Origin of the sequence: Citrobacter sp. Cpo147, assembly GCF_030332405.1 — a bacterium.
Lineage (GTDB): Bacteria > Pseudomonadota > Gammaproteobacteria > Enterobacterales > Enterobacteriaceae > Citrobacter > Citrobacter portucalensis.
Genome location: NZ_JAOWHX010000033.1, coordinates 36,372 through 59,029 on the forward strand (window position 1 = coordinate 36,372; position 22,658 = coordinate 59,029).

General features: G+C 52.9%; 32 protein-coding genes and 1 pseudogene. 1 reads left to right on the forward strand and 32 read right to left on the reverse strand.

Annotated features, from left to right (window positions below; translation table 11 throughout):
• Nucleotides 1-13 precede the first annotated feature (13 nt).
• The 20 genes from OGY06_RS12145 to OGY06_RS12240 all read right to left on the reverse strand — a co-directional run bounded on the left by OGY06_RS12145 (nucleotide 14) and on the right by OGY06_RS12240 (nucleotide 16,047).
• The gene (locus tag OGY06_RS12145; RefSeq protein ID WP_164562728.1) at nucleotides 14-511 is read right to left on the reverse strand and encodes a type II toxin-antitoxin system death-on-curing family toxin; all 498 of its coding nucleotides are present in this window, start codon (nucleotides 509-511) and stop codon (nucleotides 14-16) included.
• Nucleotides 512-521: 10 nt separating this feature from the next.
• Nucleotides 522-701 (reverse strand): hypothetical protein, encoded by a 180-nt coding sequence (locus OGY06_RS12150; RefSeq protein ID WP_016156674.1) that lies wholly within the window; start codon nucleotides 699-701, stop codon nucleotides 522-524.
• Nucleotides 702-1,177: 476 nt separating this feature from the next.
• The gene (locus OGY06_RS12155) at nucleotides 1,178-1,840 is read right to left on the reverse strand and encodes a hypothetical protein (protein ID WP_164562727.1); all 663 of its coding nucleotides are present in this window, start codon (nucleotides 1,838-1,840) and stop codon (nucleotides 1,178-1,180) included.
• Nucleotides 1,809-2,291, reverse strand: a complete 483-nt coding sequence (locus OGY06_RS12160; RefSeq protein WP_164562726.1) for a hypothetical protein — start codon at nucleotides 2,289-2,291, stop codon at nucleotides 1,809-1,811. Before OGY06_RS12160 ends, OGY06_RS12155 begins: the two co-directional genes overlap by 32 nt.
• A 102-nt stretch (nucleotides 2,292-2,393) precedes the next feature.
• Nucleotides 2,394-5,441, reverse strand: coding sequence for a phage tail tape measure protein (locus OGY06_RS12165; RefSeq protein WP_286605383.1), 3,048 nt, complete (start codon nucleotides 5,439-5,441; stop codon nucleotides 2,394-2,396).
• Complete coding sequence (locus OGY06_RS12170; protein WP_164562724.1) at nucleotides 5,441-5,728, reverse strand: DUF1799 domain-containing protein; 288 nt, start codon at nucleotides 5,726-5,728, stop codon at nucleotides 5,441-5,443. The genes OGY06_RS12165 and OGY06_RS12170 overlap by 1 nt, the downstream gene beginning before the upstream one ends.
• Before the next feature lie 17 nt (nucleotides 5,729-5,745).
• Nucleotides 5,746-6,084: a phage tail assembly chaperone gene (locus tag OGY06_RS12175; protein WP_164562723.1), complete on the reverse strand. Its 339-nt coding sequence runs from the start codon at nucleotides 6,082-6,084 to the stop codon at nucleotides 5,746-5,748.
• Nucleotides 6,085-6,125: 41 nt separating this feature from the next.
• Nucleotides 6,126-7,058 carry a phage tail tube protein gene (locus OGY06_RS12180; protein WP_164562722.1) on the reverse strand — a complete coding sequence of 311 codons (933 nt, stop codon included), beginning with the start codon at nucleotides 7,056-7,058 and terminating at the stop codon, nucleotides 6,126-6,128.
• Between the two features lie 46 nt (nucleotides 7,059-7,104).
• On the reverse strand, nucleotides 7,105-7,554 hold the full coding sequence (locus OGY06_RS12185) for a DUF4128 domain-containing protein (protein ID WP_038641028.1): 450 nt from the start codon (nucleotides 7,552-7,554) through the stop codon (nucleotides 7,105-7,107).
• On the reverse strand, nucleotides 7,544-8,143 hold the full coding sequence (locus OGY06_RS12190; protein ID WP_164562721.1) for a hypothetical protein: 600 nt from the start codon (nucleotides 8,141-8,143) through the stop codon (nucleotides 7,544-7,546). Before OGY06_RS12190 ends, OGY06_RS12185 begins: the two co-directional genes overlap by 11 nt.
• A 1-nt stretch (nucleotide 8,144) precedes the next feature.
• The gene (locus OGY06_RS12195; protein ID WP_164562720.1) at nucleotides 8,145-8,498 is read right to left on the reverse strand and encodes a hypothetical protein; all 354 of its coding nucleotides are present in this window, start codon (nucleotides 8,496-8,498) and stop codon (nucleotides 8,145-8,147) included.
• A gap of 1 nt (nucleotide 8,499) precedes the next feature.
• Nucleotides 8,500-8,982, reverse strand: coding sequence for a DnaT-like ssDNA-binding protein (locus OGY06_RS12200; protein WP_164562719.1), 483 nt, complete (start codon nucleotides 8,980-8,982; stop codon nucleotides 8,500-8,502).
• Between the two features lie 2 nt (nucleotides 8,983-8,984).
• The gene (locus OGY06_RS12205; protein WP_164562718.1) at nucleotides 8,985-9,170 is read right to left on the reverse strand and encodes a hypothetical protein; all 186 of its coding nucleotides are present in this window, start codon (nucleotides 9,168-9,170) and stop codon (nucleotides 8,985-8,987) included.
• Nucleotides 9,171-9,209: 39 nt separating this feature from the next.
• Complete coding sequence (locus tag OGY06_RS12210; protein WP_126957528.1) at nucleotides 9,210-10,349, reverse strand: major capsid protein; 1,140 nt, start codon at nucleotides 10,347-10,349, stop codon at nucleotides 9,210-9,212.
• Between the two features lie 17 nt (nucleotides 10,350-10,366).
• Nucleotides 10,367-11,119: a DUF6651 domain-containing protein gene (locus OGY06_RS12215; protein WP_164562717.1), complete on the reverse strand. Its 753-nt coding sequence runs from the start codon at nucleotides 11,117-11,119 to the stop codon at nucleotides 10,367-10,369.
• Between the two features lie 125 nt (nucleotides 11,120-11,244).
• Nucleotides 11,245-11,388 carry a hypothetical protein gene (locus tag OGY06_RS12220; protein WP_158513308.1) on the reverse strand — a complete coding sequence of 48 codons (144 nt, stop codon included), beginning with the start codon at nucleotides 11,386-11,388 and terminating at the stop codon, nucleotides 11,245-11,247.
• A 2-nt stretch (nucleotides 11,389-11,390) separates the two neighbouring features.
• Nucleotides 11,391-12,497 carry a structural protein gene (locus OGY06_RS12225; protein ID WP_065944816.1) on the reverse strand — a complete coding sequence of 369 codons (1,107 nt, stop codon included), beginning with the start codon at nucleotides 12,495-12,497 and terminating at the stop codon, nucleotides 11,391-11,393.
• Nucleotide 12,498: 1 nt separating this feature from the next.
• Complete coding sequence (locus tag OGY06_RS12230) at nucleotides 12,499-13,902, reverse strand: DUF4055 domain-containing protein (RefSeq protein ID WP_164562715.1); 1,404 nt, start codon at nucleotides 13,900-13,902, stop codon at nucleotides 12,499-12,501.
• A gap of 4 nt (nucleotides 13,903-13,906) precedes the next feature.
• Nucleotides 13,907-15,478: a terminase large subunit domain-containing protein gene (locus OGY06_RS12235; RefSeq protein ID WP_164562714.1), complete on the reverse strand. Its 1,572-nt coding sequence runs from the start codon at nucleotides 15,476-15,478 to the stop codon at nucleotides 13,907-13,909.
• Nucleotides 15,475-16,047: a terminase small subunit gene (locus OGY06_RS12240; protein WP_164562713.1), complete on the reverse strand. Its 573-nt coding sequence runs from the start codon at nucleotides 16,045-16,047 to the stop codon at nucleotides 15,475-15,477. Before OGY06_RS12240 ends, OGY06_RS12235 begins: the two co-directional genes overlap by 4 nt.
• Before the next feature lie 22 nt (nucleotides 16,048-16,069).
• Here OGY06_RS12240 and OGY06_RS12245 point away from each other — a divergent pair, with 22 nt between their 5' ends.
• The gene (locus tag OGY06_RS12245; RefSeq protein WP_164562712.1) at nucleotides 16,070-16,540 is read left to right on the forward strand and encodes a hypothetical protein; all 471 of its coding nucleotides are present in this window, start codon (nucleotides 16,070-16,072) and stop codon (nucleotides 16,538-16,540) included.
• A gap of 505 nt (nucleotides 16,541-17,045) precedes the next feature.
• On the opposite strand, the gene OGY06_RS12250 is transcribed toward OGY06_RS12245, so the two are convergent.
• From OGY06_RS12250 to OGY06_RS23300, 12 genes and pseudogenes are all read right to left on the reverse strand, one after another.
• Nucleotides 17,046-17,270 carry a hypothetical protein gene (locus tag OGY06_RS12250; RefSeq protein ID WP_164562711.1) on the reverse strand — a complete coding sequence of 75 codons (225 nt, stop codon included), beginning with the start codon at nucleotides 17,268-17,270 and terminating at the stop codon, nucleotides 17,046-17,048.
• A gap of 29 nt (nucleotides 17,271-17,299) precedes the next feature.
• Nucleotides 17,300-17,818 carry a DUF2514 domain-containing protein gene (locus OGY06_RS12255; protein ID WP_257681159.1) on the reverse strand — a complete coding sequence of 173 codons (519 nt, stop codon included), beginning with the start codon at nucleotides 17,816-17,818 and terminating at the stop codon, nucleotides 17,300-17,302.
• Nucleotides 17,818-18,390, reverse strand: coding sequence for a lysozyme (locus OGY06_RS12260; protein WP_164562709.1), 573 nt, complete (start codon nucleotides 18,388-18,390; stop codon nucleotides 17,818-17,820). Before OGY06_RS12260 ends, OGY06_RS12255 begins: the two co-directional genes overlap by 1 nt.
• A complete protein-coding gene (locus tag OGY06_RS12265; RefSeq protein ID WP_016150024.1) occupies nucleotides 18,362-18,640 on the reverse strand; it encodes a phage holin in 279 nt (92 codons plus the stop codon). The genes OGY06_RS12260 and OGY06_RS12265 overlap by 29 nt, the downstream gene beginning before the upstream one ends.
• Before the next feature lie 433 nt (nucleotides 18,641-19,073).
• Nucleotides 19,074-19,856, reverse strand: a complete 783-nt coding sequence (locus tag OGY06_RS12270) for an antitermination protein (RefSeq protein WP_164562708.1) — start codon at nucleotides 19,854-19,856, stop codon at nucleotides 19,074-19,076.
• Nucleotides 19,853-19,992 (reverse strand): annotated as a pseudogene (locus OGY06_RS12275) (YlcG family protein). The gene OGY06_RS12270 and the pseudogene OGY06_RS12275 overlap by 4 nt, the downstream one beginning before the upstream one ends.
• Nucleotides 19,989-20,597, reverse strand: a complete 609-nt coding sequence (locus OGY06_RS12280) for a recombination protein NinG (RefSeq protein ID WP_164562707.1) — start codon at nucleotides 20,595-20,597, stop codon at nucleotides 19,989-19,991. The pseudogene OGY06_RS12275 and the gene OGY06_RS12280 overlap by 4 nt, the downstream one beginning before the upstream one ends.
• 2 nt (nucleotides 20,598-20,599) lie before the next feature.
• On the reverse strand, nucleotides 20,600-20,806 hold the full coding sequence (locus tag OGY06_RS12285; RefSeq protein WP_164562706.1) for a hypothetical protein: 207 nt from the start codon (nucleotides 20,804-20,806) through the stop codon (nucleotides 20,600-20,602).
• Entirely contained in the window at nucleotides 20,806-21,408 is a 603-nt protein-coding gene (locus tag OGY06_RS12290) for a DUF1367 family protein (RefSeq protein WP_164562705.1), read from the reverse strand. The genes OGY06_RS12285 and OGY06_RS12290 overlap by 1 nt, the downstream gene beginning before the upstream one ends.
• Nucleotides 21,409-21,508: 100 nt before the next feature.
• The gene (locus tag OGY06_RS12295) at nucleotides 21,509-21,709 is read right to left on the reverse strand and encodes a hypothetical protein (protein WP_057064565.1); all 201 of its coding nucleotides are present in this window, start codon (nucleotides 21,707-21,709) and stop codon (nucleotides 21,509-21,511) included.
• Nucleotides 21,710-21,883: 174 nt separating this feature from the next.
• Complete coding sequence (locus OGY06_RS12300) at nucleotides 21,884-22,372, reverse strand: hypothetical protein (protein WP_164562704.1); 489 nt, start codon at nucleotides 22,370-22,372, stop codon at nucleotides 21,884-21,886.
• A gap of 37 nt (nucleotides 22,373-22,409) precedes the next feature.
• Nucleotides 22,410-22,583: a DNA polymerase III subunit theta gene (locus tag OGY06_RS23300; RefSeq protein ID WP_164562703.1), complete on the reverse strand. Its 174-nt coding sequence runs from the start codon at nucleotides 22,581-22,583 to the stop codon at nucleotides 22,410-22,412.
• Nucleotides 22,584-22,658: the final 75 nt, after the last annotated feature.

Consider the following 22,658-nt stretch of genomic DNA (forward strand, 5'->3'; position numbering starts at 1 on the left):
CCTCTCAGCGGATTCAGTTATTCGATATGATTCGAATGTATTGCGAGGTCGCCACGAGAGCCTGTAGCGAATTGCCGCCAGTTGCACATAATGTTCTGGAATCATACTCGCGAGACCAGTGGCATAACCAATTTTCCAGATCATCCACTGAATAATCCTTACGAGCCAAACCCTCTGCGATTGTAACGACCTCATCGCTAGGTGCTGTAAGCTCATATCCATTCAGCAACAGGAATACGTAACCGGTCATAATGGCGGTGCGTTTGTTTGCATTTGCGAATGGATGATTCTGGATCAGACTTTCAATTAGAACAGCAGACAGACGAAACATATCGTCTGTCTGCTCATAATATCGAATGGTACTTGGCCGGGACTGTGAAGAACTGAGGTTATTCGGATTCAGCACACCTATTGGTTCATTTGGCGTCTGAGTCTCGATCAGAGACTTGTTGATGTAAACTATATCTTCAATGGAAAGATAATTGATTCCTTCAACATACTCTATCGTCATCCGTTTTTACTCAGACCTTTGAAAGTTCTTCCATCGCCTTCTCGTAACGAGCAAATCCAAATTCAAAGGCATTTTTAACTTGACCAGTATGTGAACATGCTTCGCTGATCGCTGCACGAGGTTTCGCCACTGTGGATTTGTCACGAGGCGGAATGTACAAGCGATCTGCCTTTTTTAATGCGTGACCCATGATTATCACCCTCATGCACGTTTGGCAGTGCTTTCTCAAATTGTAGGATGCAAACACATCCAAAGAATTCATGACCACTCTTAGTGGTTGAGGACAATTTAATACCATTCTTCTTATTTGAGCAATGGGTCTATGTCTGAAGATGGATGCACGTTCGACGACATTTCCGAAGCACTTAAAGCACGTTGCAATCAGTTTCACCGAAATTACCTCTAAGGTGATTGCAGAATCACAACATGATCGTGCAAAGTTGCAATACGTTCCAATGCGTTTCAATCTGTACCAATGCGCACAAATAGCACTTTTTGCACAAAAACAGACCCTGCTTACAATGCATTGCGCCATAAATTGCTGTAGTATCTCGCGCCCTCTGAATGCGGCGCTCAAATTTCAACCGTATTCACCAGCCCGTTGGCAACAAAAAGCCCCGCGTCAGCGAGGCTTTGTGTAGTTTTAGCGCTTGGGGAGGCTGGTTCTTACTTCGGAAGTCTCAATTCGAGAGTGCCAATAATATCGCCATACTTCTCCTCAAGGGCATGGAATGCAACTTTCGCCGCTTCTGGATCAGTTAAGTAGAGGAGCCGAATTGCTTCTGCTTGGAGGTCAATCTCATGGGCTAAATGATTGGCTTCCATCACTATGGTGTTTATATCAAATGAAGCCTGCATGCGGCGCTCTGTAATTTCTCTCTTTTTAACTGGGTCTTTCTCAGCCTTATATTCATGCTGTTGCAACTTTATGGTCTGATCTACTGCATTCAGCTGCTCTCGTGACCAATGAGAAATAATTAGTCCGTTAAATAACCCATGGGAAGACCAACTGTACGCAGCTGCCCTGTCATTACAAACCCCAAAAACTATACGACCAAAGGATGAAAACAAATCAACTCTACGCCATCTAGAGTCCAAGGAAATTCCATGCCTCCACTTTGCTTTGACAAAATGAACATCTTCATGACCGCATGCATTGATGATGTCTCGTCTTAACTCGTCGCCCAGAATTTCTAAATCCCCACCACACCCAAAGCTCACAAGTGATGGCTTGCTGCTGGAAATTATGTTCTGAATGGCCTCGGCGCGCGTTAATGTTGGGATTATCATCACTCGCTCACATGTTTTTGTAATAGCCGACCTTGGCATCAAAGTCCTGCTTTGCGAGAGGCGTCTGGCTTGTCACATAGGCTTCCCATGAGCTGTAGGCATTGATAAGTGCATGCTTCTCATCGGCATTTGCCGTAGCCACCTTCATGGCCTCAAACACGCCTGACGCATTTTCTTTGCGCTTGTCTTTCCTGTTAGCCCCGCACGTCGCTATTGCATCGCCTACAGAATCATTCCACCCAACCAACTGCAGGATCTCCAGCCTCTTTTGAATCACGAACTGATCCGCAGACGCATTCCGTGCCTGAGTCGACAGGTATTCAGCAAACTCCATTTTGTTCTTTGGTGCCTGAGAGGGGTTATCAATATTTACATCACACTTCGAAAGCTCATCATACTTGGCTTGTTTTTGTGCGTTATTGCCTGAACCATTCCCGGCACACGCAGAAAGAGCCATTGCTAACACCACAGTCGTGAAGACCTTTTTCATTATCATCCCCTGATTAGTATGGTTTTGAGCATAATAACCAGGAGATGCGGTGGTGTAACCAGGCATGGGTGATATTACTGTCTCAGAATCAGAGTCAGACTACTACTTTGACTGGAACTGCCTGCCAAGCAAGCCATCGCTTCGTGCAGCTCTCGCCAGGATCTCAGTCACCTTGGCTTCAATTTCCTTTCCTAAAGCCCTGGCGGCGGCATTCCCATCCCCAGATGTGGTTGATGATGCGTTGCCCTTATTGTCCACATAGATGTCTATGTTGACCTGCGGTTGCGTACCCCCCCCACCTTGCGCCCTAACACCAAGCCGTCCGGCGGAATCACGCGTCAGCGGCATGATCGCCTCAGCACCAGCCTCAGCGAAGACGCCGCCTTTGGCAAACTTAGACGCCCCCTGAAAAGTAAAAAACTGAGGTGAGTCGTATACCCCGTTGACGTACTGATGCAGGCCTTGTGACTCATACACCCCACCTTTTGCGTTCGGGGTAAATGACGGAACCGCGAAGGATTGCCCAGCACCCACCGAAGCGCTAGAGCCACCACTAATCCACCCCATGGCCGCCTGCAAGGTGTATGCGACCATAAGCCTGTTGGTAACATCCAGGATCATCCTGAGCATGGACTTGCCGAACTCTTTTATCGATGCCTTTCCTGTCATCATGAGATCGGTAAGCATGTCAGATAGCCCGGTCAACGTTGAACCGGCAACACCTTTCACAGCGTCGTAAGTATTTGTCGCTGCTTCCAGATACTCATTCCACCCACTAACGGCGCCAGCCTTCCAATCACCGCGCAGCTTATCCTCTTCGGCATAGTAACTTCGAAGCGCTGCCAGCTCTTTCTCGTAGCCCGCATCTTCAAGTTTTCCGCCGCCGTTCAGCCATCCCTGACGAAGCTGAGCCTCCTCAGTCATTCGTTGAGCCAAGCGGCTACTCAAGCCAGACCCGCTTCTGAGTGCCTCGGACTTCTCTGTCATCTGGGTGACGTACTTGTTAGCCTGCTGTGCTAGGCCGTTAATCTTCTGCTGTGCTTCTACTTCCTTGTTTTTCTGATCCACCACCTTGGCGGCGTTCAGAATAGCCTCTCGACTCGACAGTAGAGATTTCTCCTGCGCGGTCAGCGCGCGGGTTTTGGCTGCCTCGTCCAGTTCAGCGAAGTGCGATTGCTGTTTGCTGAACTCGGTGTTTTTGGCGTGGATATCTCCGGTCACTCGAAGAGTTTCGAGGGTTTCCGTTAACGTTCTGGCCTGAGCGCGGTAGTTCTCCAGCGTGCGATCGCCAGCATCCAGAGTGGCCCTTGCCTCTCTGGCCTTTTTGGTCGAGTCTTCTGCAAGCTTCGAGACTGCGTCCCTAGACTCGCGACTGGATCCTCCCTCACCTTTAACCGTGGCCCCTCGCGCTTCGGTTTCATAGCTTGCCTGTGCATTAGGCGCAGTGACCCGCTTCCAGAGTTCATCGTAGCGTTTTTTGTTCGCTGCGATCTCTTTGTCAGCTTCCTCCCCGGCCTTTCTCATAGCCTCAACATCCATGCCGAGGAAATTAGCCAGCGCACCGCCGCCAGGTATTTTTTCAGCCCAGCCAGCGATGGTTCCGGTGAATTTGGAGTCCAGTGACGTGATATTGAGGAACAGGTCTTTGATCGAGGCCTTAACTAACTCAAAGATATCGATTATCTGGTTACCCCAGGCACGTACGGTGATACCTATATCGTCAAAGGTGTCAGATGCTGTTTTCTTCAACCATTGCCAGTACTGCCCGATATTGTCCGTGGCCTTATTGGTCTCTTCCGCGCGCTTTGCCATGACGCCAGCAAACAGGTCTATGGCTTCCGTAACTGCCGCCTGCTCACCCTTCTGCTTACGCAGTTGAATGATGTGCTTCATCATGGCTTCATCAACAAAGCCGTACTGCTCATTCAGGCTCGCCAGGCCCTTTACCGGGTCACTGACAATCTTGCCGAAGTCTGACATTGCCGCTTTGGTGTCGCTGCCAGCCTTGCCCATCAGCGTGATGGAGGTGGCGATCTGCTTCATCTGGCTGGCGGTATATTTACCAGTGTCATTCAGCGTAACCAGCGTATCTACGGTGGAACTGATGGATGTATTTGTCTTGCCGGCCACCTCTTCAGCAGCCTCATTTAGCTGCTGCATTGAGGCGAAGCCAGCGCCGCCCATCATGATGACCGACCGGGCAACCTGGTCGAACTGTTCAGACGAACTGTATGCCGCAGCAGACAGCAGGCCAATTGTGCCGACCAGACCTGCCAGCGCAATCGTGGTTGGGTTAATCATCCCGACCATGCTGCGGATATATTCGCCAACACCCGACAGCGCCCCCTGGACCGAGCCAAACTGGTCTTTAATTTGCCCGCCCTGCTGGAGCAGAATCAGGAACGGAGACTGCCCACCAGCCAGCTGCGTGGCGATATCGGTGAACTGTGCAGGAAGCGTGCGCATCGCAGCACTGTACTGGCCGACCGATATACCGGCACGACGCGCCGCTGCTTCCTGTCGGGATAGTGCCTCTGGCAGCACGTCAGCCACGCCAGACAGACGCTCCCGCGTCTGGTTGAGGATTGTATTGAAGTGCTCGAACTGCGCGCCGTTGATGCGCCCAGCTTCGAAATGCGCCACCAGCTGCGCGTGCTGCTCATCCAGTGAGTTGAATGCGCGGATCGTCGGGTCGATAGAGCCCAGCAGGTTCTTCAGCGCAGCGGACTGCTTCTCAGCGGCCTGAGTCGCTGCCAGTTCGGCTTGTGCCCTGGCAGCAGCTTCGCCGGTATCCGTCAGCTTTAGCCGCGTATCGTCGAGGATTTTGTTGTAGTGCTGAAAATCATCGGTATCCAGGAAGCCTTTGGTCTGGAAGTTACGCAGGGCGGCCTGCTGTTCATCCAGCCGGTTAAGCGCCTTGTTTACCGGGTCGATATTCTCCAGCAGGCCTTTCAGCGCCATCTGCTGCTCTTTGATACCTTCGCTGCCCTGCTTCGCAGACTCAGCACCAGCACGGAATACGCTGTTGAGGTCATCAGCTTTGCCTACGGCACCCGCCGCGGCTTCACCGAGTTTATCCAGTTCATTGCTGGCTGTTTTCAGATCGGATACGTCAGCACGCAATGTGATCGAGGCGATTTGGTCACTCATCAGGCCGTCTCCTTATGCATCACTTTGAGAGCCTCGCTTTCCATGATTCGAATATCAGCCATGCAGGCCGCCGCATCCTCAACCCCGTGCAGTTCGAACACCCAGGGGAGAACGTTGTAATCCAGACCGGTCGCACCGCTCGCACCGACACGCCATTGGGTGGCCAGCGCGGAGAAGACAGTGAAGGCCTCCCATATGGATGGCAGGATCCCCACTTCATCTTCGACGTCCTCAGGCGTTAAACCAAAAGCACTTAGCTCCGCCAGAGTCGGCCCCGGCGTATACAACGCTGCGGCGACCTGTCTCAGTTTTTTTCGCGCAATCCCATAAGCTCTTTGGTGTAGGCCAGACCGATGCTGTCGAACGCGCGAGGATAGTTCTTCAGGAGGACAATTACGTTATCGCGGGTGAAGTCATCCGGTAGCGCCCAACCTTCTACGATTTCCAGCAGATAGTCGGCCTGCGGCTCACTAGCAGCCTTCTTGCTTTCTGCATCCTTTTGCAGCTTCTCGTCCATAGCCCGCAGTTCCTCCAGCGTTTTATGGCGGAAAGTGAAGGTCAGTTTGCCGTCTTCAGCGCCGGCGCGCGGGATACTGGCGGTTACGGAAAAGGTTGGGTTTGGAATCAGGGAGAATTTGGTCATTTGTTCATCTCGGTAAGGCCCGGCTTACCGGGCCAGATTAATCAAGTAATGCTGACGGTGCATCCGGCAGAAGTGAGTGTCTTGCCTGCGGCGTCGGTAACTTCACAGGTATACACCCCAGCATCAGAAGACTGAGCGGACGGAATGTTGAGCGTGGATGCAGTTTTGCCCGGAATAGCTGTGCCGTCCTTCTTCCATACGTAGGTATATGGCGCGGAACCACCCTGCATGACCACCGACAGATCCAGAGCTGCGTTAGCAGCAACAGACTTGGTTGGTGGCAGGTCAGTCAGGAATGCCAGTGGAGTAGCGGAGGAATCGGCAATCGGGTAAATCTGCATATCCGATTCGAAGTTCATGCGCGCTTCATTACTTTCAACAGCATTGATTTCAGTACGTGGTACACGCTGGAAGGATACTTTGGCAGAGTAGTATCGATCGGCTTTGCCGCGCGGGTTGTGGAACCAGACCGCTGTAGTATCGCTGGAGTCGTCCAGGTCAATGAGGCGTTTGTAGATCGCCAGTTGCGGGTCATGCGCGAAGGTATAGACCTGAACCACGGCGTTTTTGAATGTCGGGATGGTACGGGCTTTATCATCCTCCAGGAACTGCACACTGATGGTCTGTTGGTCACCGCCTTCGGTGGACAGCGTCATAACCTGAGGCATGGTGATCCACGAATCAATTTTACGCAGCGTACCTGCCCCGGTACCCGCCGGAAACTTCTTAGTGTCGGTGGTATCGAACGCTTCCAGCACGATTTTCGTACCAGTAACTGACTTGACACGCACTACCATGTTGTCGAGCTTCAGCCAGCCAGAGCTAACCTGGACGACATCGCCCGCGAGGATGCCAGCAGCCGAGGCAACGGTCAGTTCGCATTCCGTCGCATTGGATGCCGCAGTGAAGACAATCGGCGCAAGATACGCCTTGGCCACGTTTACACGCGACCCGTTAGGGATTGCGAATGCCATTGCATTCTCCTGAATTTAAGTAATAAAAAACCCACCAGGTGGTGGGTCAGTAATCAGCGCGGTACTGCATGCTGACGGGGATGGTGTAGGTGATGGAGCCGCTGCTGCCGTTTGGTGCAGAGGTCGGACGGTCCTGTATTGGCTGGCGAATCTGAGGCGGCCCGTTGATATAGACGGTCAAATCACCAGCCACCAGAGCGAGGCCTTCGGGAAATCCACCCGCAATCACACTGGCAAATGTTCGCGCCTTGCCGACGCCCATTCCTGCGGGGGTGACTATGTTCACCTGGAAAATGCCCTGATAAGTGCGAAGCTGCCCAGCAAAGTCTTGTCCGATAGTTTGTGCCGGGAGTATATAGACCCTCCCGTACGGGACATCATCTGGCGGTTCAAAAATGATGTTTGGCCAGGCTATCGGCATGTCAATCGCAAGGGCGATATCAGCAAGGCGCGACTCGAGCAACTCCGCAATTAGCATTGATTGGTCACCGGCCATTACGTACCTCGCTCATCGCCTCACGAAACAGCTGCGCTGCGTCCAGTGCAGTGATACCTACCATGCCGCCGGGGGCCTGATTCGAGTGCCCGTTCTCCAGTGCCTGTGCGTATGGCAGGTTATTTGTGAAGTAAATCGAGCTGACCTGCCCCACCCTGAACACTTCAAGCACCGCCAGACCGCGGGAGTTGGAACCCTGGCCGGAGGCATCCGGAGTATCGTTGGATTGGGTCGGTTGGCTATCAAACCCCACATACCAGTTGTTCTTGAAGCGCCCGCCGACATAACCATCTGGCTTTTTGATGTCCATCGAGTCGTTTACCTGTAGGCCACGTTTAAGCCGCCCTGATTTGGTCAGGTTGGCAGGATCATCGCGAAGGGCAGCATTGTGTTCACGCACTGCAGTGTTATAAGCAGAGGCCGTTTGGTTCACTTGCCAGGTCTCCGGCTGCCCGACTGGTGACATCTCCACCAGTCTCCCCAGGATTTTGATACCCGTCCGGCGCACCGCCTCGTCAATCTCCTGCTTTGAGCCATCAACGAACAGCTGAATAGCAGCCAGGAACGGCTGATTTACGGAACTGGTCATATCAGGTCCTAAGCTGGATGTTGTAGGAGATCAGCACGTCTGCCGGCTTAACCGGATTCGGCTGTACCACACGCCACTTCTTTCCGTCGATATCGATAAGGTCGCCAATGCGCACTTCGGTTTCAAACGTGGCTGCCAGTTTCTTATCGCCAGTAGCAATCAGAGAACCGTCGATTTCGCGAGCAGAATACTCTGTGATCACGCCTGTTACAGTGGCAGTAACAGCAGGGATAACAACTTCTTTCCCGTACTGATCGCGGGTAGTAGTACCTCCGCGAGTCAGTTGGTAGGCTTTGCCGTTCTCCGTCAGCAGCCGCGTTGCCGTGGCGCGCATGCGGCGATAGTCGATTGCCATGCTACCCCCTTTCGACCCGGACCTGGTTGCCGCCCACTACAAGCCCGCGCAGTGCGGAATAGAACCATGGGAATGACGGAGAAGCTTTATTCGTTCCCGGCTCATACTGGACTGTTACCGCACCCTCAACGCGCTCCATCGTCACCGCCCCACCGCCAGCGACCGACGGGGTGAGGTCAATCTCCTGCGATTCGATAGCCAGGCGACATTGAGCATCAATCAGACGCTGTGGAATAGCATCATTCGGCAGGTCAACACCATCGAAGCGCACGCCGGAACGCGGCCAGGATAGAGGCTGTGATGCGCTGTAACGCTGACCGCGCCAGGCCTTCCCTTCCAGAAAGTCCATTGCCTGCATCAGCATCTGGCCGCACTCATCATCATCTGCAGGAATGCTATATCCGCGCCCGGCGGCAAATGCCCGCAGGTCTGACACGCTGGCGTAGCTGTTGAAGTCTGGAGAGTGGGGATCGGCAACCAGCATGTTTATTCCTCCAGACGCCAGTCCAGCGCCAGCCAGTTATCCACTTCATCATGATGAACCTCAGCGCTCAGCGGGCCGCCGGGGAACTCTGGGGTGTCACGTACCATGACCACCAGCTCAATACCCTGCTGAGCTGCAAGCTTTTCCGCTTCACGCTGAGAGCGCTGCTCTTTGGTTAATCCGGCCATTGGGCCTCCTGAAAAACAAAGGGGCCGAAGCCCCCTGGGTTAACCCATGATGATGGCGGAATGACGTGGCGCCACAGCAGCCACACCCCATGCCAGCCCCACTTCATAACGCACCTGACGGTACTGGCGGTACAGCGCCACCTGGAAAGTGATGCCAGATACCGGGTCGGTCACATTCATGACGTCATCAGCAGTATCGCCACCTTCAGGCATCGCCGGGGTACGGCTGGCCAGCAGGAATGCCCCGCGGTCAAACGCCATGTTCGGTACGAATTCGCTCAACACGGTGACATCAGCCTGATCTGCCAGATCCTGACGGAGGCCAGGCGCGCTAATAGTGATAGTGGAAGACGTAGCCGCAACGACCAGATACTGATTGTCATCACCGGCGAACTTCACCGCAGTACCTGCAGCGATACCGCCGGTACCGACAGAGATAGCGATGATGATATCGCCCTCTTTCTTCGCGCCATTGACCTTATAGCCAGCAGCAGCGCTTTTCGCGGTACGCTTGATGCTGAAGGATTCGTGGAGGTTGAAGCCCATGATGCGACCGATAACACCTTCACGCAGCAGCTGGTCGGTTCCCGCTTCGTTTGCTTTAAACAGAACTGATTGTTTGCCACGAATGGAGGCCATCGCTTCGCCGCCCAGTACCATACGCATGTCGGTGGTCGGTGCGCCGTTATCAGTCAGGATTTGACGCGCCAGCGCCGCATCGGTCAGATCGTCTTTGATGCTGAACGGCGTGTCTTTCGGCGTACCAACCGCACGGGATGAGTTGAGGAACAATGCAGCCAGGTCGGCATCAACTTCGTTCGCCAGAGCGCGGAACGCCTGTTTGAACTGGTCAGCCAGGATGGTGTTGTAGGTACCGGCCGGGCCAAGCGCCAGTTGCTCTTCACCGTTCCATTTGACTGGAGCCATTTTGGATTTGGTGATTTTGACATCAACACCACCGATGGTCTGGTCGCCGGAATTCGGCGCTGACGGACCAGGGACAATATCTTCAGTGGTGGCTGCAGGTGCGACTGGCGCACGTACGGTCTGGTCTTTTGCAGCAGCATCCGCTTTCGCGTCTCGCGCCACCGCAGGAATAAAACCAGTTTGCTCGCGGGACACTACGTCCAGCGCTGTATAGATGGTCGGGATCAGACCAGTAAGGGTATTGCCTGCCATTTATGGCTCCTTTCGATTTAATCGACGATGCTGACGCCGTCTTTCAGCGCTGCTTGCTTGCCAGCGTTATCCAGGGAATCAAACGCACCGCGTTTCATGGTTTTTTGCCCGGCCTGGTGCTGCGACTGGTGAGAGCCGCCGCCGCTGTTACCGGACGCTTTGAGGATGTAATCTTTCTGCGGATGCGACTCGACCAAAGACTCCAGGGCCTCATCAAAGCTGGCTAACTCGCCGGGCTTGGCGCGTGAGAACACCTTATTACCCTGGCCGTCGTAGGCCACAACCTTCCCTTCTTCGATTTTGAAGTTCTGACCGAAGTAGGAACGCACGAACTCAGTCGGGATCGCCATCTTCTCGGAAATGAACTTAGAGCCACCGAAGCGGCCGCCGATCATCTCGTCGTAGAGCTGGGTTTCCAGTTTCTGGCTGCGCTCATTGGCTTCGTCCAGTTGCTGCTGGAAGACCTTGGTGATTTCGGCTTTAACCTGGTCAACGGCGCCAGCGTCGATCAGCTTTTTCTGGTCGATTTTGGTCATCATCTCCAGGGCTTCAAGCGCCTTGGTCGGGTCGGTGATGCCAGCGAATTTGGCGAGACCGGCTTCCGCCGCTTCCTTCGCCTCACGGTGAGTTTTCGCTTCACCATTCAGCGAGGTGATTTTGGTCATCGCTGCGACCGCGTCGAACGGGATTTCTTTGCCGTCGTCATGGACGTACACAGGCATACCGTTTTCAACGACCACATTGCCGTTAGCATCGAGTTTGAGTTTCATTGTTTTGCTCCAGCCTTCCGGCCATTGGTAATAGGTCATCCGACCCGATCACCGCGTCGCATCCGCTCAGCGGCAGGCATAAAAAAGGCCACCCGAAGGCAGCCTTGAGTTGAATTTTGTAATGCTCAGAGCTTATTGGTTATTTGCTCTGCGATTTTTGCGTCTTCTTCTGACAGCTCACCAGATAAGGCATAGGCAATCATCGCAATCATGATGAATTTGCGCTCAGCATCAGTCAGGGTGACAGTTTTGTCTTTCTCGTTTTGCATGGTTAACCCTCAAACGCCGACGCATCCACGCGGCGCAGTTCATCCAGGGTGAGGAACTCCCCGGCATCGTTAAACATCTCCGGTACCGTGATTTTGCCGTCACGCAGCATCATCGCGCGGGTAACGCCCAGCACCTGCTCCTGCCGAGCGTACGGCTGCCGGGTAAGCCAGTCGGCGTAACTGGTGTGCGCAGGAATCTGGCCGTCCATCGAGGCGCGTGTGGCGCTGCTCAGTTCGCCAGAGGATATCTGCAACTCTTCCCACGATTTCGTAATCAGGACTTCGCCGGAACGACAGCAGAAGTGGATTTTGCCGGGTCCGCGTAGATACGGGACCACATGCCCCAGCGGCTTGCCGTCGAGCGTGTAGAGCTTGCGGTCGCGAATGATGCACCACTGACTCGTATGAGTATCAAGCGTGGAGGACCACTGCTTGGCCTTCACGATATCGCTGTTGGCCCGGGCGAACTCCTGGCGCGCAGTGGCGGCCATATGGTTCACCGCAGTGCGTGTCACGACGGCAAGGTCGCGGCGGGATGCGTTAATCACCCCATCTTCACGGTTGAGTTTCGGCGTACCAGCGATGCGCCTAACAATCTGCTCTACCGTTTCACCCTGGAGGAAACCGGAGCGTACAGCGTTAGTGATTTTGTCCAGTCGATCCGATTCAAGCTTCTGGCCCCACTCCTTCAGCAATCGCCCCTGGAAGGGCTGCGCCACTGCCGCAGCGTAAACCTGCTCGGGTGCGATGCTCTGGAGCGGAACATGCTGGAGAATCTGCTTGGGTATGATGCTGCTGAACAGGTCCAGCTGATACCCGGCTTCATATTCAACGTAGCGCGTCAGCTCACGCGTCAGCGCAGCGTTAACCGGTTCGTAGGCCTCTGCGTTGAGGTCACGCACACCAGCGAGCAGCGACGCCAGGCGGCGGGCGCTGTACGTATCAGCTCGCTTGCCGTCCAGCAACATCAGCAATTTGGCAGCCAGGTCAGTATCCATTCTGTTCAGCAACGCAACCATGCGCCGAGCGACACCGGTGCCGTAGCGCGTCACATAAAGGCCATGCGCTATGGTCTCGTCCTGGAGGCGATCGTTTACGGAGCGGGCCATGTCACACCTCGTCCAGTGGTGGCTCGGTCAGTGAAGCGGATTCAGTAAGCAACTCGCTCAGCACTTTGTCCGGATCGGCATCCGGGTCAATCAGGTTGAGCTTCTGAAGCGCCTTTATCGCATCGACACGACGAAGGTCACCACCCTGGCGCAGGGACTGAATGGCCAGTGCCGCTGGAGGATTGAACTCTTTCGACTCGACATCCAGTTCGGTGCGGACATCTACGTTACCGCCTTCTGATTCACCGATATACTCAGCCATGATTTGCAGGATGTTGTCGATCGCATCTTCCAAGCTGGTTGCCATGGTGTAGAGCGGTGACTGCTCCTGCATCTTCTCCTCTGAGGTCTGGTCAACAGACTTGGTTGAGGTGTTGTCAGTGCGCAACAGTTTCGCGCCTGCCTGGCGCATCTGCTCCACGAGGTCAGCCAGCGACTCTTTGCCAGCGCCGATGGAAGAGCCAGTATGCTCAACGTATTCGAGTCCCTGCTTTTGTCGGTCACTGAACTTTGTCGCCGAAGAAGTGCCGATGACCAGTTCCTCTCCATCTTCCAGACCGAACACAGTCAGCAACGGCACGCGCGCTACATGCAGGATGTTGTCCTGCTCGCTCTGGCTCTGCCAGTGCTTAACGTTCAGAAGCGCCATGTTGAGCAGCGGCGGTGAGCCACACATAAAGCCAGTGCGCTTGGTATAGAGCGTGACCAGCGTGATGTCTTGCCGGGATGTTTGCCACTCCTCGTGTAGCGACCAGCTCGCCTGGCCGTCGGCACCAGTGGCCTTGCGGTAAATCTGCACCTGCCCGGGCGTCAGCAGGCGAATCTGTTCGACCTTCGTCTGCCCAAAGTCGTCGCCATCCTCCACCACGATCTCTTTGATGCGCAACGCCGTGAGCTGCACCTTGCCGCCGACCATCTTCGACTTCCAGCCGATAACCTGGCGGGGGTTAAGCATCGTGACGTATGGCCGCGCGCCAGTAGCTTTCTCGTCAGCCTTAGTCTTCACCTGTTCGGCATCTATCCGGGGATAATCCACCAGCGCATGCGAAAGGCCGTACTGCATCGCCAAGCTGAAGAATGCCTGCGCCCATACATCGAGGCGACTACCTTCAAGATCCACGTTCTTCGAGAACTCGCGCAGCTGATCTGGGACGTTCTCGCCCAGTTGGATGGGCTCAGCAAAAACGCGGCCAACATTCTGGTTGATCGTCTCTTCATACGCAGGGAGTAACGTGGCCACCGCCAGGCGCTTTTTGTAATCCTCTTTGTCTTCTTTCGGCCAGCGAGGGAGATAAGCCTCGCCAAGCTGGCGCATGTACAGCGTGCCGCCCATCAGAGCGTCGTTAATGTCCCACGCCTGCACCATGTTCCCATAGTCCAGATTGGGTGTTGAAATATCAGGCATGGAGTTAAATCCGTAGGTTGGTGACTTTGCCGACTTTCTTCGGCGGTGAATGCAGCACGGCGTAGCGCGTACCATCCCAGTCGTGGTCTTCCTGCTGGGTGTCTACATCGTCAGGGTTCTTACTGTCGCGGACGAGCACCGGAACACGGCTTATCCAGCCCCTGCAGTAGTTGAATACGTAGAATGCTGGCTTCTCAGGCATCCCTGACTCCAGCTTTTTACCTTCAATTACAGCCTCAAGCATGTCAGCAAACAGGGCTGCACCGTTCACGCGGGATCCCGGCTTCTTGTTGGATGGGACCCATTTAACGCCCTGCGATTCCATCTTCTGGGCAATGGATAATTCATCATCACCGGTGTTGTAGATCGCCCCATCAGCCGGTCCGGGGGTAACCTTCTTGCAGATACCGGGCATGATGTTCAGTTGCCCCTGTGTAACACCGTTGAGCTTTATTTCTTCGGGTTCAGCTAGTTCCTCGCCCACCAGCCGCTTATCAACCCACGCCACGCCCTTGGCGACGTTGGTGGATGACATATTCAGGCCTTTGTTCAGCTCGTCCGGCGGGCAGCCATACCACTCACCAATCAGAATCAGCGACCCGGCAGGCGGGCAAAACTGGCGACCGTCAGGCAACTCAGCGGCAGTGCCGTCGGCGCGAGCCCACCAGAGGTTAGAGAACGGCTTGGATTCACCCCAGTCATGAGAGCGATCAACCGTCCAGCAATCAGGTATGCGGAACGGCTTAATGACGTGATGCGAAGCATTCCACAGGTGATCAAAGCGACCACCGCTGGTGACATCCCATGAACCCTCTACCCAGGCTTTGCGCCGGTTAGGGTCTTTGATTGCCATCAGCGTCGCGATGTACTGCGGATCCAGATACGGGTTCTCTTTGAACGAACCGTGGATAGCGACACGCGTCAGCGTCACGTCCTCTTCTCGCTCGGTCTGAGGGTTAAACACCTTCTGCGTTTCGCGAATGATGGTGCCGCGCGGCGCAGGCTCAATGAAGCGCTTCTTAACCCATGTGTGGCCGATGCCAAACGGGTTTGTGGTGCTGAATGTCTCCAGTGGAATCGGCTTCAGCAGTGAGCCATCATCCCTCGGGTAGTTCTCGGGCCGAAAAGATGATCGCCGGCAGGAGAACATCATCTCGTAGAACTCACCCGACTGCTGCTTGGTCAGCTCGTTAAAGCCGATGAACGGGAACTCCTGACCGTGATAGTCCCAGTAGTCGCCCTCCTCCTTCCCGAAGCGGAACAGCAGCTCTTCGCCAGTTGGCCACACCCAGCGCAGCTCAGATGCTGACGCCAGATAGCGCGCACCGTCGTTAAACAGGCGGTACATACGCTTCGACTGGGTGATGATGTCGGTGAGGTTTTTATACTCGGTATCGAATATCACGCCACGCCAGAACGAGCCGTAGCCCAGACCAACCAGGCGGCGAAAGCGCGCCAGCTGCGCGGCAGTTTTACCCGGACCGCGCGTTCCCTCGTAGAGAATTTCGTTACAGGGGCAGCTCAGGGAGAGCGATTGCGATCCCGGCAGAGGTTTCCAGACGGCTTTGTAATTCATCCACCAAGAACCTCGCTCTGCTGCTTCTGTGCTGCCGCTTCCCAGCTATCCACGTTGTCGCTAGTCGGTACCAGCATGACGTTGTGGGTCGCTACGACTTTCTGCTCAACCTGCTCTTTGAAGGCCTGCACGCGAACGTGCTTACCGAGCAACTCAAGGTTCTTCACCTTGTCAGGCCATTTAATCTTTTTGAGGATGGTCTCCGCCGTCTCCTCGTCGAAGTTCTGAATGGTGGTGCTGATATCCAACCCGGTGAGCGTCGTTCGCCACGACTTGGGCCAAAGGCTAATCGCCTTGAGGCTGCCGTCGTCATTCAGGATGTCCAGAACATCCATCTTGTCGATTTCAACCAAGCGCCGGAGCACATAATCGGCATCAATACCCACATCTTCGTTGCGCTTCGTTTTGAGTTCGGCGATTCTGTTTTGGATGTCAACTTTTGACAATAACTTGGCGGCGATGCGGTTGGCAGTTTTGACGCTGTACCCCGCCCGAATAGCCGCTTGCGTGGCGTTTAAGTCGATGAGGTACTCGCGACAGAACATTTCTTGTTTGTCGGTGAGTGCCATGTTTTATTCCAAAGGATTGAGTATGTCAGAAATTGTTAAACGCTCTTCTAAAAGCGCTGGGGATGCAGGTGAATACTTCATTGCCTATATGCTGTCACGCCTGGGAATATCCGCAGCACTAACAACGAGTGGTTCTAGCGCTGTAGATATAATTGCCACTATTGACGGTTCAAAGAGTATCAGTATTCAGGTTAAAGGCTCTTGGGCAAGAAGCCAGCCACGTCAATGGATGGTCGGCAAGCACATGCCTGCTGCCTCTCCTGATTTCTTTTACGTGTTCTGCAATATGTCTGAAGATATAGCCAATAAAACCTTTCCCGAAGTTTTCATCGTTCCGAGCGAAGTGGTCGCCAGCCATGCCACTTGGCATCACAGTGCCCCCCTATTCAAAATAAGCAAAGCTGATGAGGGGCAGTATCTTGACCGTTGGGATTACATAGCCGAGGCATTACTAGCAAAGTCATTACATACCAGCGCCAGAGCTTTTGCATAAAGCCATTACGATGGGTCTGCGCATGGTGATGGCAATAAAAAAGCCACCAGCGAATGCTTGTGGCTCTGTGAAATCTAATATTGGGAATTCAGCGAAATTCGAATGCTTAATTATCCTCTGTGCTGATACTGATTGCAGTACTCTTTGATGTTATCAACGCTGTTGTCTTTACACCCAGTTAACAGAGCAGAAGGCTCATTCGAATTTTTGATAAAGCTATCGATATTTATATCACACACGTAGACCCAATGGGCTCGACCAGGTATATGGTCCGGATTCCCAAATCGGTAAAACATAACTCGTTTAATTTTCGAAGAATGGGGGCCATCACTATATAGTTCGAACTTATCGCAAGGATTTGTCAGTATTGTTGTATGCAACTCAAGCATTCTCACCTCCTATACCCATAGCCAATCTATGGAAATGAAGATGTTGGGGCTAACGCAAAGATTTCAAATTACTTTCTCCATTATCAAGCCCACCAGCAGATGGGCTTTGTAATGGATTAATCTACAGGCTGGATATCGATGTAATACTCTTTGCCCTGCACAAACTGTTCGAACGCAGCCGGATTCGAGACAACCATCTGCAACTGGCCACCAGGTGTGTACTTTGACCACGTCTTGTTTTCTTCGGTGTCCGCAGTAACGGGACTCATGTGGATTGTACGGTGTGAATCGTCTTCGGCTTTCTGGATGAAGTGACAACGAAATTTTGCGCGAACGGTCATTTAGATACCTCAATTAGCAAAAAGCCCCGCTATTGCGAGGCTACGGGATTGTTATTTGACTCTCTCACCGAGTCGTAAATGCGTTCACACGTCACTCCGGCGGCATAGCGTTCGTCAGCGATTCCAGCATATCGCTGAGCTTCTGCTGCAATATTTCCGAGCATGTTAGCGAGCATTCCGGCGTCGGCTCCGGCTGTTTTGCTTCTGACGGCAGCGGCAAGATCTGAGGTGTGCTTTGCGGCGTCCAGGCGTGCGGCAAGCTTTGTTGCTTCGGTGCGCAACTGGCTAACAGTGGCAGACAGGCCAGCAGCAGTGGCAGCAGATTTAGCGGCTTGTGCTTGTGCATCTCTTACAGCCTCATCACGGGCAATAATACGCCCTTGTTCAATCATGCGGGCTGCGGTCTGTGCGTTCGCTGTTTGCGATGATTCCGCGCTGTCACGCTCGGCCCACTTCTTTTCCCAGCCACGGTTATTCCATACGCTACCAGCAATAAACCCAGAGACCACCAGCAATGCAACGACAATAAGTTGAGAGCGCAGGTTCATCAGAACACTCCCGGAACTGACACCGGAATGCCAGGGTTAAGCGGCCCGAGTCCATCCCCCAGAACCTGAGGTTTCTCTGCCCACAGGCAAACTTCACGCTCAATCTCACGCCTCGTGATTAAACCCTTCCACTGCTTACCACCGGCATATGTCCAGCGTCGCAGTTGTTCACATGCGCCTTTCGAATCACCCAGGTTGATTTTTCGTAGCAGTGTGGAGGCTTTGAAGTTTCCCGCGCCAACGTTATACACAAATGAGTACAGCGCCCCCCTCATCGTTTCGGGGATAGGAGCGTTGATATATGGGTTAATCTGACGGGCGACAATATTCAGGTCTTTATCCAGCAGCGCCTGGCACTCTGCTTTGGTGTAGGTCTTGCCGAGAATAATATCTTTACCAGTATGGCCCCAGCAGACAGTCCAGACCCCAACAACATCCCGATAAGGCTGATAGCGCACACCTTCAAGGCCATCATTACCCGTTGGGCCAGTAATCAACGCTGCAGCGATAGCAATAGCGCCAGCGGGTATAGCTGCAATAACGCTATTCTTCAGCTTTGGTGGTATAGCCATTGCGCCGATCCTCCCGTTCTTTCCAGCGGAAATACCAGTTCACTGCACAGGTGATTACCGTACATGCGATACCGACAATAATTGCCCAGTCGCTCAGGCTTAACCCTGCAATTCTGTCGGCCAACATCCAGGACACCTCTTTTGCTGTTTTAGCTGTTTCGGCATATGCCTTCGCTGATACACCGCAGCCGGTCAGCGTGGTTCCTGTTCCATATGAAAGTCTGCTGTAAATGGTGCTCATTCTGGTCATAGCCTCACCTCCGATTTTTCGGATGGCGCTGTGTGTGTATGAAAAGGGTCAGGCTTCACGGGCTGGATTTATCAACAAAGCACGTAGCGGATGATTCCCGTGAGGCCTGAAATTAAAAAGGCCGCCAATGGGCAGCCCTGTTTTAATGAAAAAAAACCGCTGACATCACGGGAAGCAGCGGCTAATAGGCACGGTCAAAGTTTTACTTATAGCTATTCGTCAAATATTGCATGAATGAAAAAACACATCAAACGCAAAAATTGAACACTTTTGGACAATGAGCTGAACACTCACGCTCCAGAAACGCAAAAGCCCCACGGTGTTATCCGCAGGGCTTGAAACGAAGGCATTAACCCATCGTTGGGACAAAATTAACACAGATTCGGGAAAAGTAAATAGCCCGCGATTGAAACATACGGTGTTTTCGTGAGCATTATCGCGTTATCTGCTTAAGCTGTTTTTCGGCCCAGGCTTCTTCGATATCGAATTTCGTGATCAGCTGGTCGTAGAATGGCTTAACCGATTTTTTCCACGTGTCCAGGCTGAGAGCATCTGTAATCTGACAAATGGCAGCAAAGGCTTCAGTCGATGGAAGTCGTTCATACCCGCGACCGCCGCAGCGCTTACAGTCAGCCAGGACAGGAACGCCCTGCATCTCAGTTAGAGCCTGATTAACTGCCTTTCCGCGTCCATGGCAGTCACTGCACGAAGCACTAACCACGCCAGAACCATTACACTTCTTGCATAGCACTTTGACGGACTCTTTGACCCTCACCATCCCAGACACGGTCATTTTCCCTTCTGGCTTACGGAATTTATTGGTAAACACATCAGCCTCAATGAAGCCCTGACCGTCACAACAATCGCACTGCTTCACGCTGGCAGCGCTGCGGGAATAGTCCTCAAAGGCGAACGTGGCCAACTGGCGCATAACTAGTGGCTTAACTCCGGCTTCCAACTTGCGCAGCGCGGCAACCTTGTCACATTTGGTCATCGCGTACTCAGCCAGTAGTCCGATAGCCCGATCCCGGTCGTTATTGCTGATCCCCATCTTTCCGAGGAAAGCGCTATACCCCATGGCGGCGCGTTCCTGAGTCATGCCCATGGCAGCCATTATGTCGGTACCTGTCAGTGAATCGGAGGCGGTAGCGCGCGGAGAATCGCTAATCAGTGTGGATTTAGCGAAGTGGTATTTCACTGTGTTTTCAAGGTTCATAGCGCTTCTCCAGCATAAGTTTTCACGTAATTCTTCAGTATTCGGTAGTCCGTCAGCACAGAGCCGGGAAGTGATATAAGCGCAATCGTTGCCAACGAACGCGGAGGTGATCGGCAAAATAGGATTCAAATGTCATGCAGCCTCCCTGCTCTTAATTAATCCACGGCGAAGCGCGCTGTAGTGCTTCCTAATGGTTTCGAGTTCTTCGATGGTGTATCGGTGTGGGACGTTGTTGTTTTCGATAGCCTCAACGCGTTCAGGCCCAATTTTTTCGATAAGGCCAAGGCGGTACTGCTGCTGATTACCCGACAACTGCACGTTACAGTGATGACATTGTTTATTGATATTGTCTTCTGTGTAGCGCAGGTGTGATGCCTTACCTCGCGATCGGTAATGACCAGCCTCCCACTGGACGGTGTCGAAAGTCCCGCAGCTGATGCATGGCAGAACGGCGTCACGCTCGCGGATGTAGTCATTGACGACACGCTGCGTTAAATCCTCCCAGTGCTTCAGCGGCTTAACTGCAGCTTTACGCTGGCGCCAGGCTGCACGTTCTTTCTTCTCAGTGGCGCGCTGCTTGGCAGACTCTTTGCGTTGTGCAGCCTCCCGGGCTTTTCTGGTCTGCTCTTTGCCGACGGCGCTGGCGCACTCGTAACCGCAGACGGTCTGCGTATCGCGTGTCGGGTGGAACCACTGGCGGCATTCTTTGTTAGCGCACTTACGGCGCGGTAGCTTAGCCATGCTCACCCCCACGCCTTGTTTTGCCAGACACGGCTTGGGCGCGGGGCTTTCTCGGTTTCCGGTAACTGCACACTGACAGTCCAGGTGATGTTGTCACGATTAAGACTGCGTTCTACCGTGGCGCCGCGGCGTCGGTAACAGGCAATAAGTTCGTCGGCCTGCTCGGTTGTGCATTCGTGATGGTGGAACCAACTTAGTTTCATCGCCATCACCCCGCAAAGCTCATGAGCTGCGCAGCGGCGTTTTCCGCTTCACGCTGGTCCTTGAATGCCCGGGACAATACCCAGCGCCACAGAACATCGAGCGCGGCTTTGTATAGTTGCTGGAACTCGGTTTCGTCCATGTTGGCGAAAGCTATGCTGCGGGGGTGTTTACGAAGAGTTCCGTCAGGTAGTTGAATTGCGTCGTAGTGGCCGGCCTCGACAATTACCCAGGCACGGTACGCGTCAAAGGATTTACACAGGCTGATCCCATTGGTAATTCGGCGACTGGCTACCTGCTCCAGATACTGCTCGGCAGCATCCAGCAGTGCGCCTTCGTTTCCACCAAATGCCGCAAGGAATTTTGCATAGCCATTTACGAGCTTGCGCTCATTGCTGGAGATAGCCCCGCCAGTAGGTTCCCAGTATTCAAACCCGAGATTCAGGAGCGCAAAGAAACGGCGATGGAAAGCGGGATTCCTCACCTGACGAAATTCGGCTACCAGTACGGCGCCGAGTTTGATTTTTGATTGCAGAATATCGCTGGTCTCCGGCGTCGCGGGGATCAGGATTCCTGATGACTGCTTGATGAGTTGTAATTCGTGCGCCATGGTTTCTCTCCGTGGCGCATCAAGTTGTCAGTTGTTCAGGCTGACACTGACATTATGTACAGTTGATAATGGAAAATCAATGCAAGAAAAAAACGCAGTATCAGGCTGGTTCAGCCCCTGTCGAATTGGTTTTATGATGCAATGGACGCTCCAGCCAGACAATCCATGCTACAGCCGCCTCCCATGATATATATCCATTACCGCCATTTTTCGCTCTGCGGAGATCAACTGCATCACCAAACCTTTCAATGATGAATTTTTCAAATTCTATACGTTTTTCTTCGTCGTTCGTTGAATCCATGCATTCCCCAGTTGCGTCCGACTAATCGCTCTTATTGCATAAAAAATAGCATATACAATAGAGAGTGAAAAACCCGCCGTAGCGGGTTGAATTAGCAATGTTTTATTAAGCTGCTATTTGTTTCTGCTGACAGACATGATTACAGTAATCCGCGCATGAAAAACTCATGTAAAATCAAACTGTTTTTGCTGCGGAAATGACCGCGCTCATCAGGCCTTGATATGGGCCAAGATATCCATCAATATAGAAATGACCAGATAACCTATAGGCTCCCCTAAACCAGTAAATCTGACCAAATCCATCTTCATGTGGTGTGATCGTCAGTTGATAACCTGAAGAGTTACTTGTGCTGGGTTTTTCCTCAGGTTGTACATCTTCGAATTTATCAGTCCAAATCACCAACCACTTGGAATCGTCCGACTCTCCCAACTCAAAGTCATCACCATCCAGTTCAATATTCAGATAGATCTTTCTATGTGTATTTTCGCTCAAAAAACGCTCTAATGCTTTCGCTTCTCTTGAATAATGCTTTAAAGTGCAAATGTTTTCTCTTGGCTTTTTATCAGGAAATGAAATTTCCTTTGATGATGTAAAAGCTTTATAGGCGTAGTAGCAACTTGCTATAGAAACCAGAACACCCACAAAACTCAGAAAATTACCCAAGCTAAAATCCCCCATCATGAGCATTAAGATTTATAATCTATTTATATAGCGAATCATTGATATGTTGAGGTTGCACGTCCATCGCCAGATTAAAGAATCTAATCGCACAAGAGTTCCGGCACTCTTTGAAAGTGACGTCTGACGCACTCAGATCGACGTTAACCTTGTCCTGCTCTTCTTTGGATTTTGCTGCGATATTCCAGTCAGACATTAGTCAGCAGTTCTCCCTCTTTTTTTCCTCGTTTCGTAAGGAGATCTGTAACCATCTACAGGGGCCACATCATCA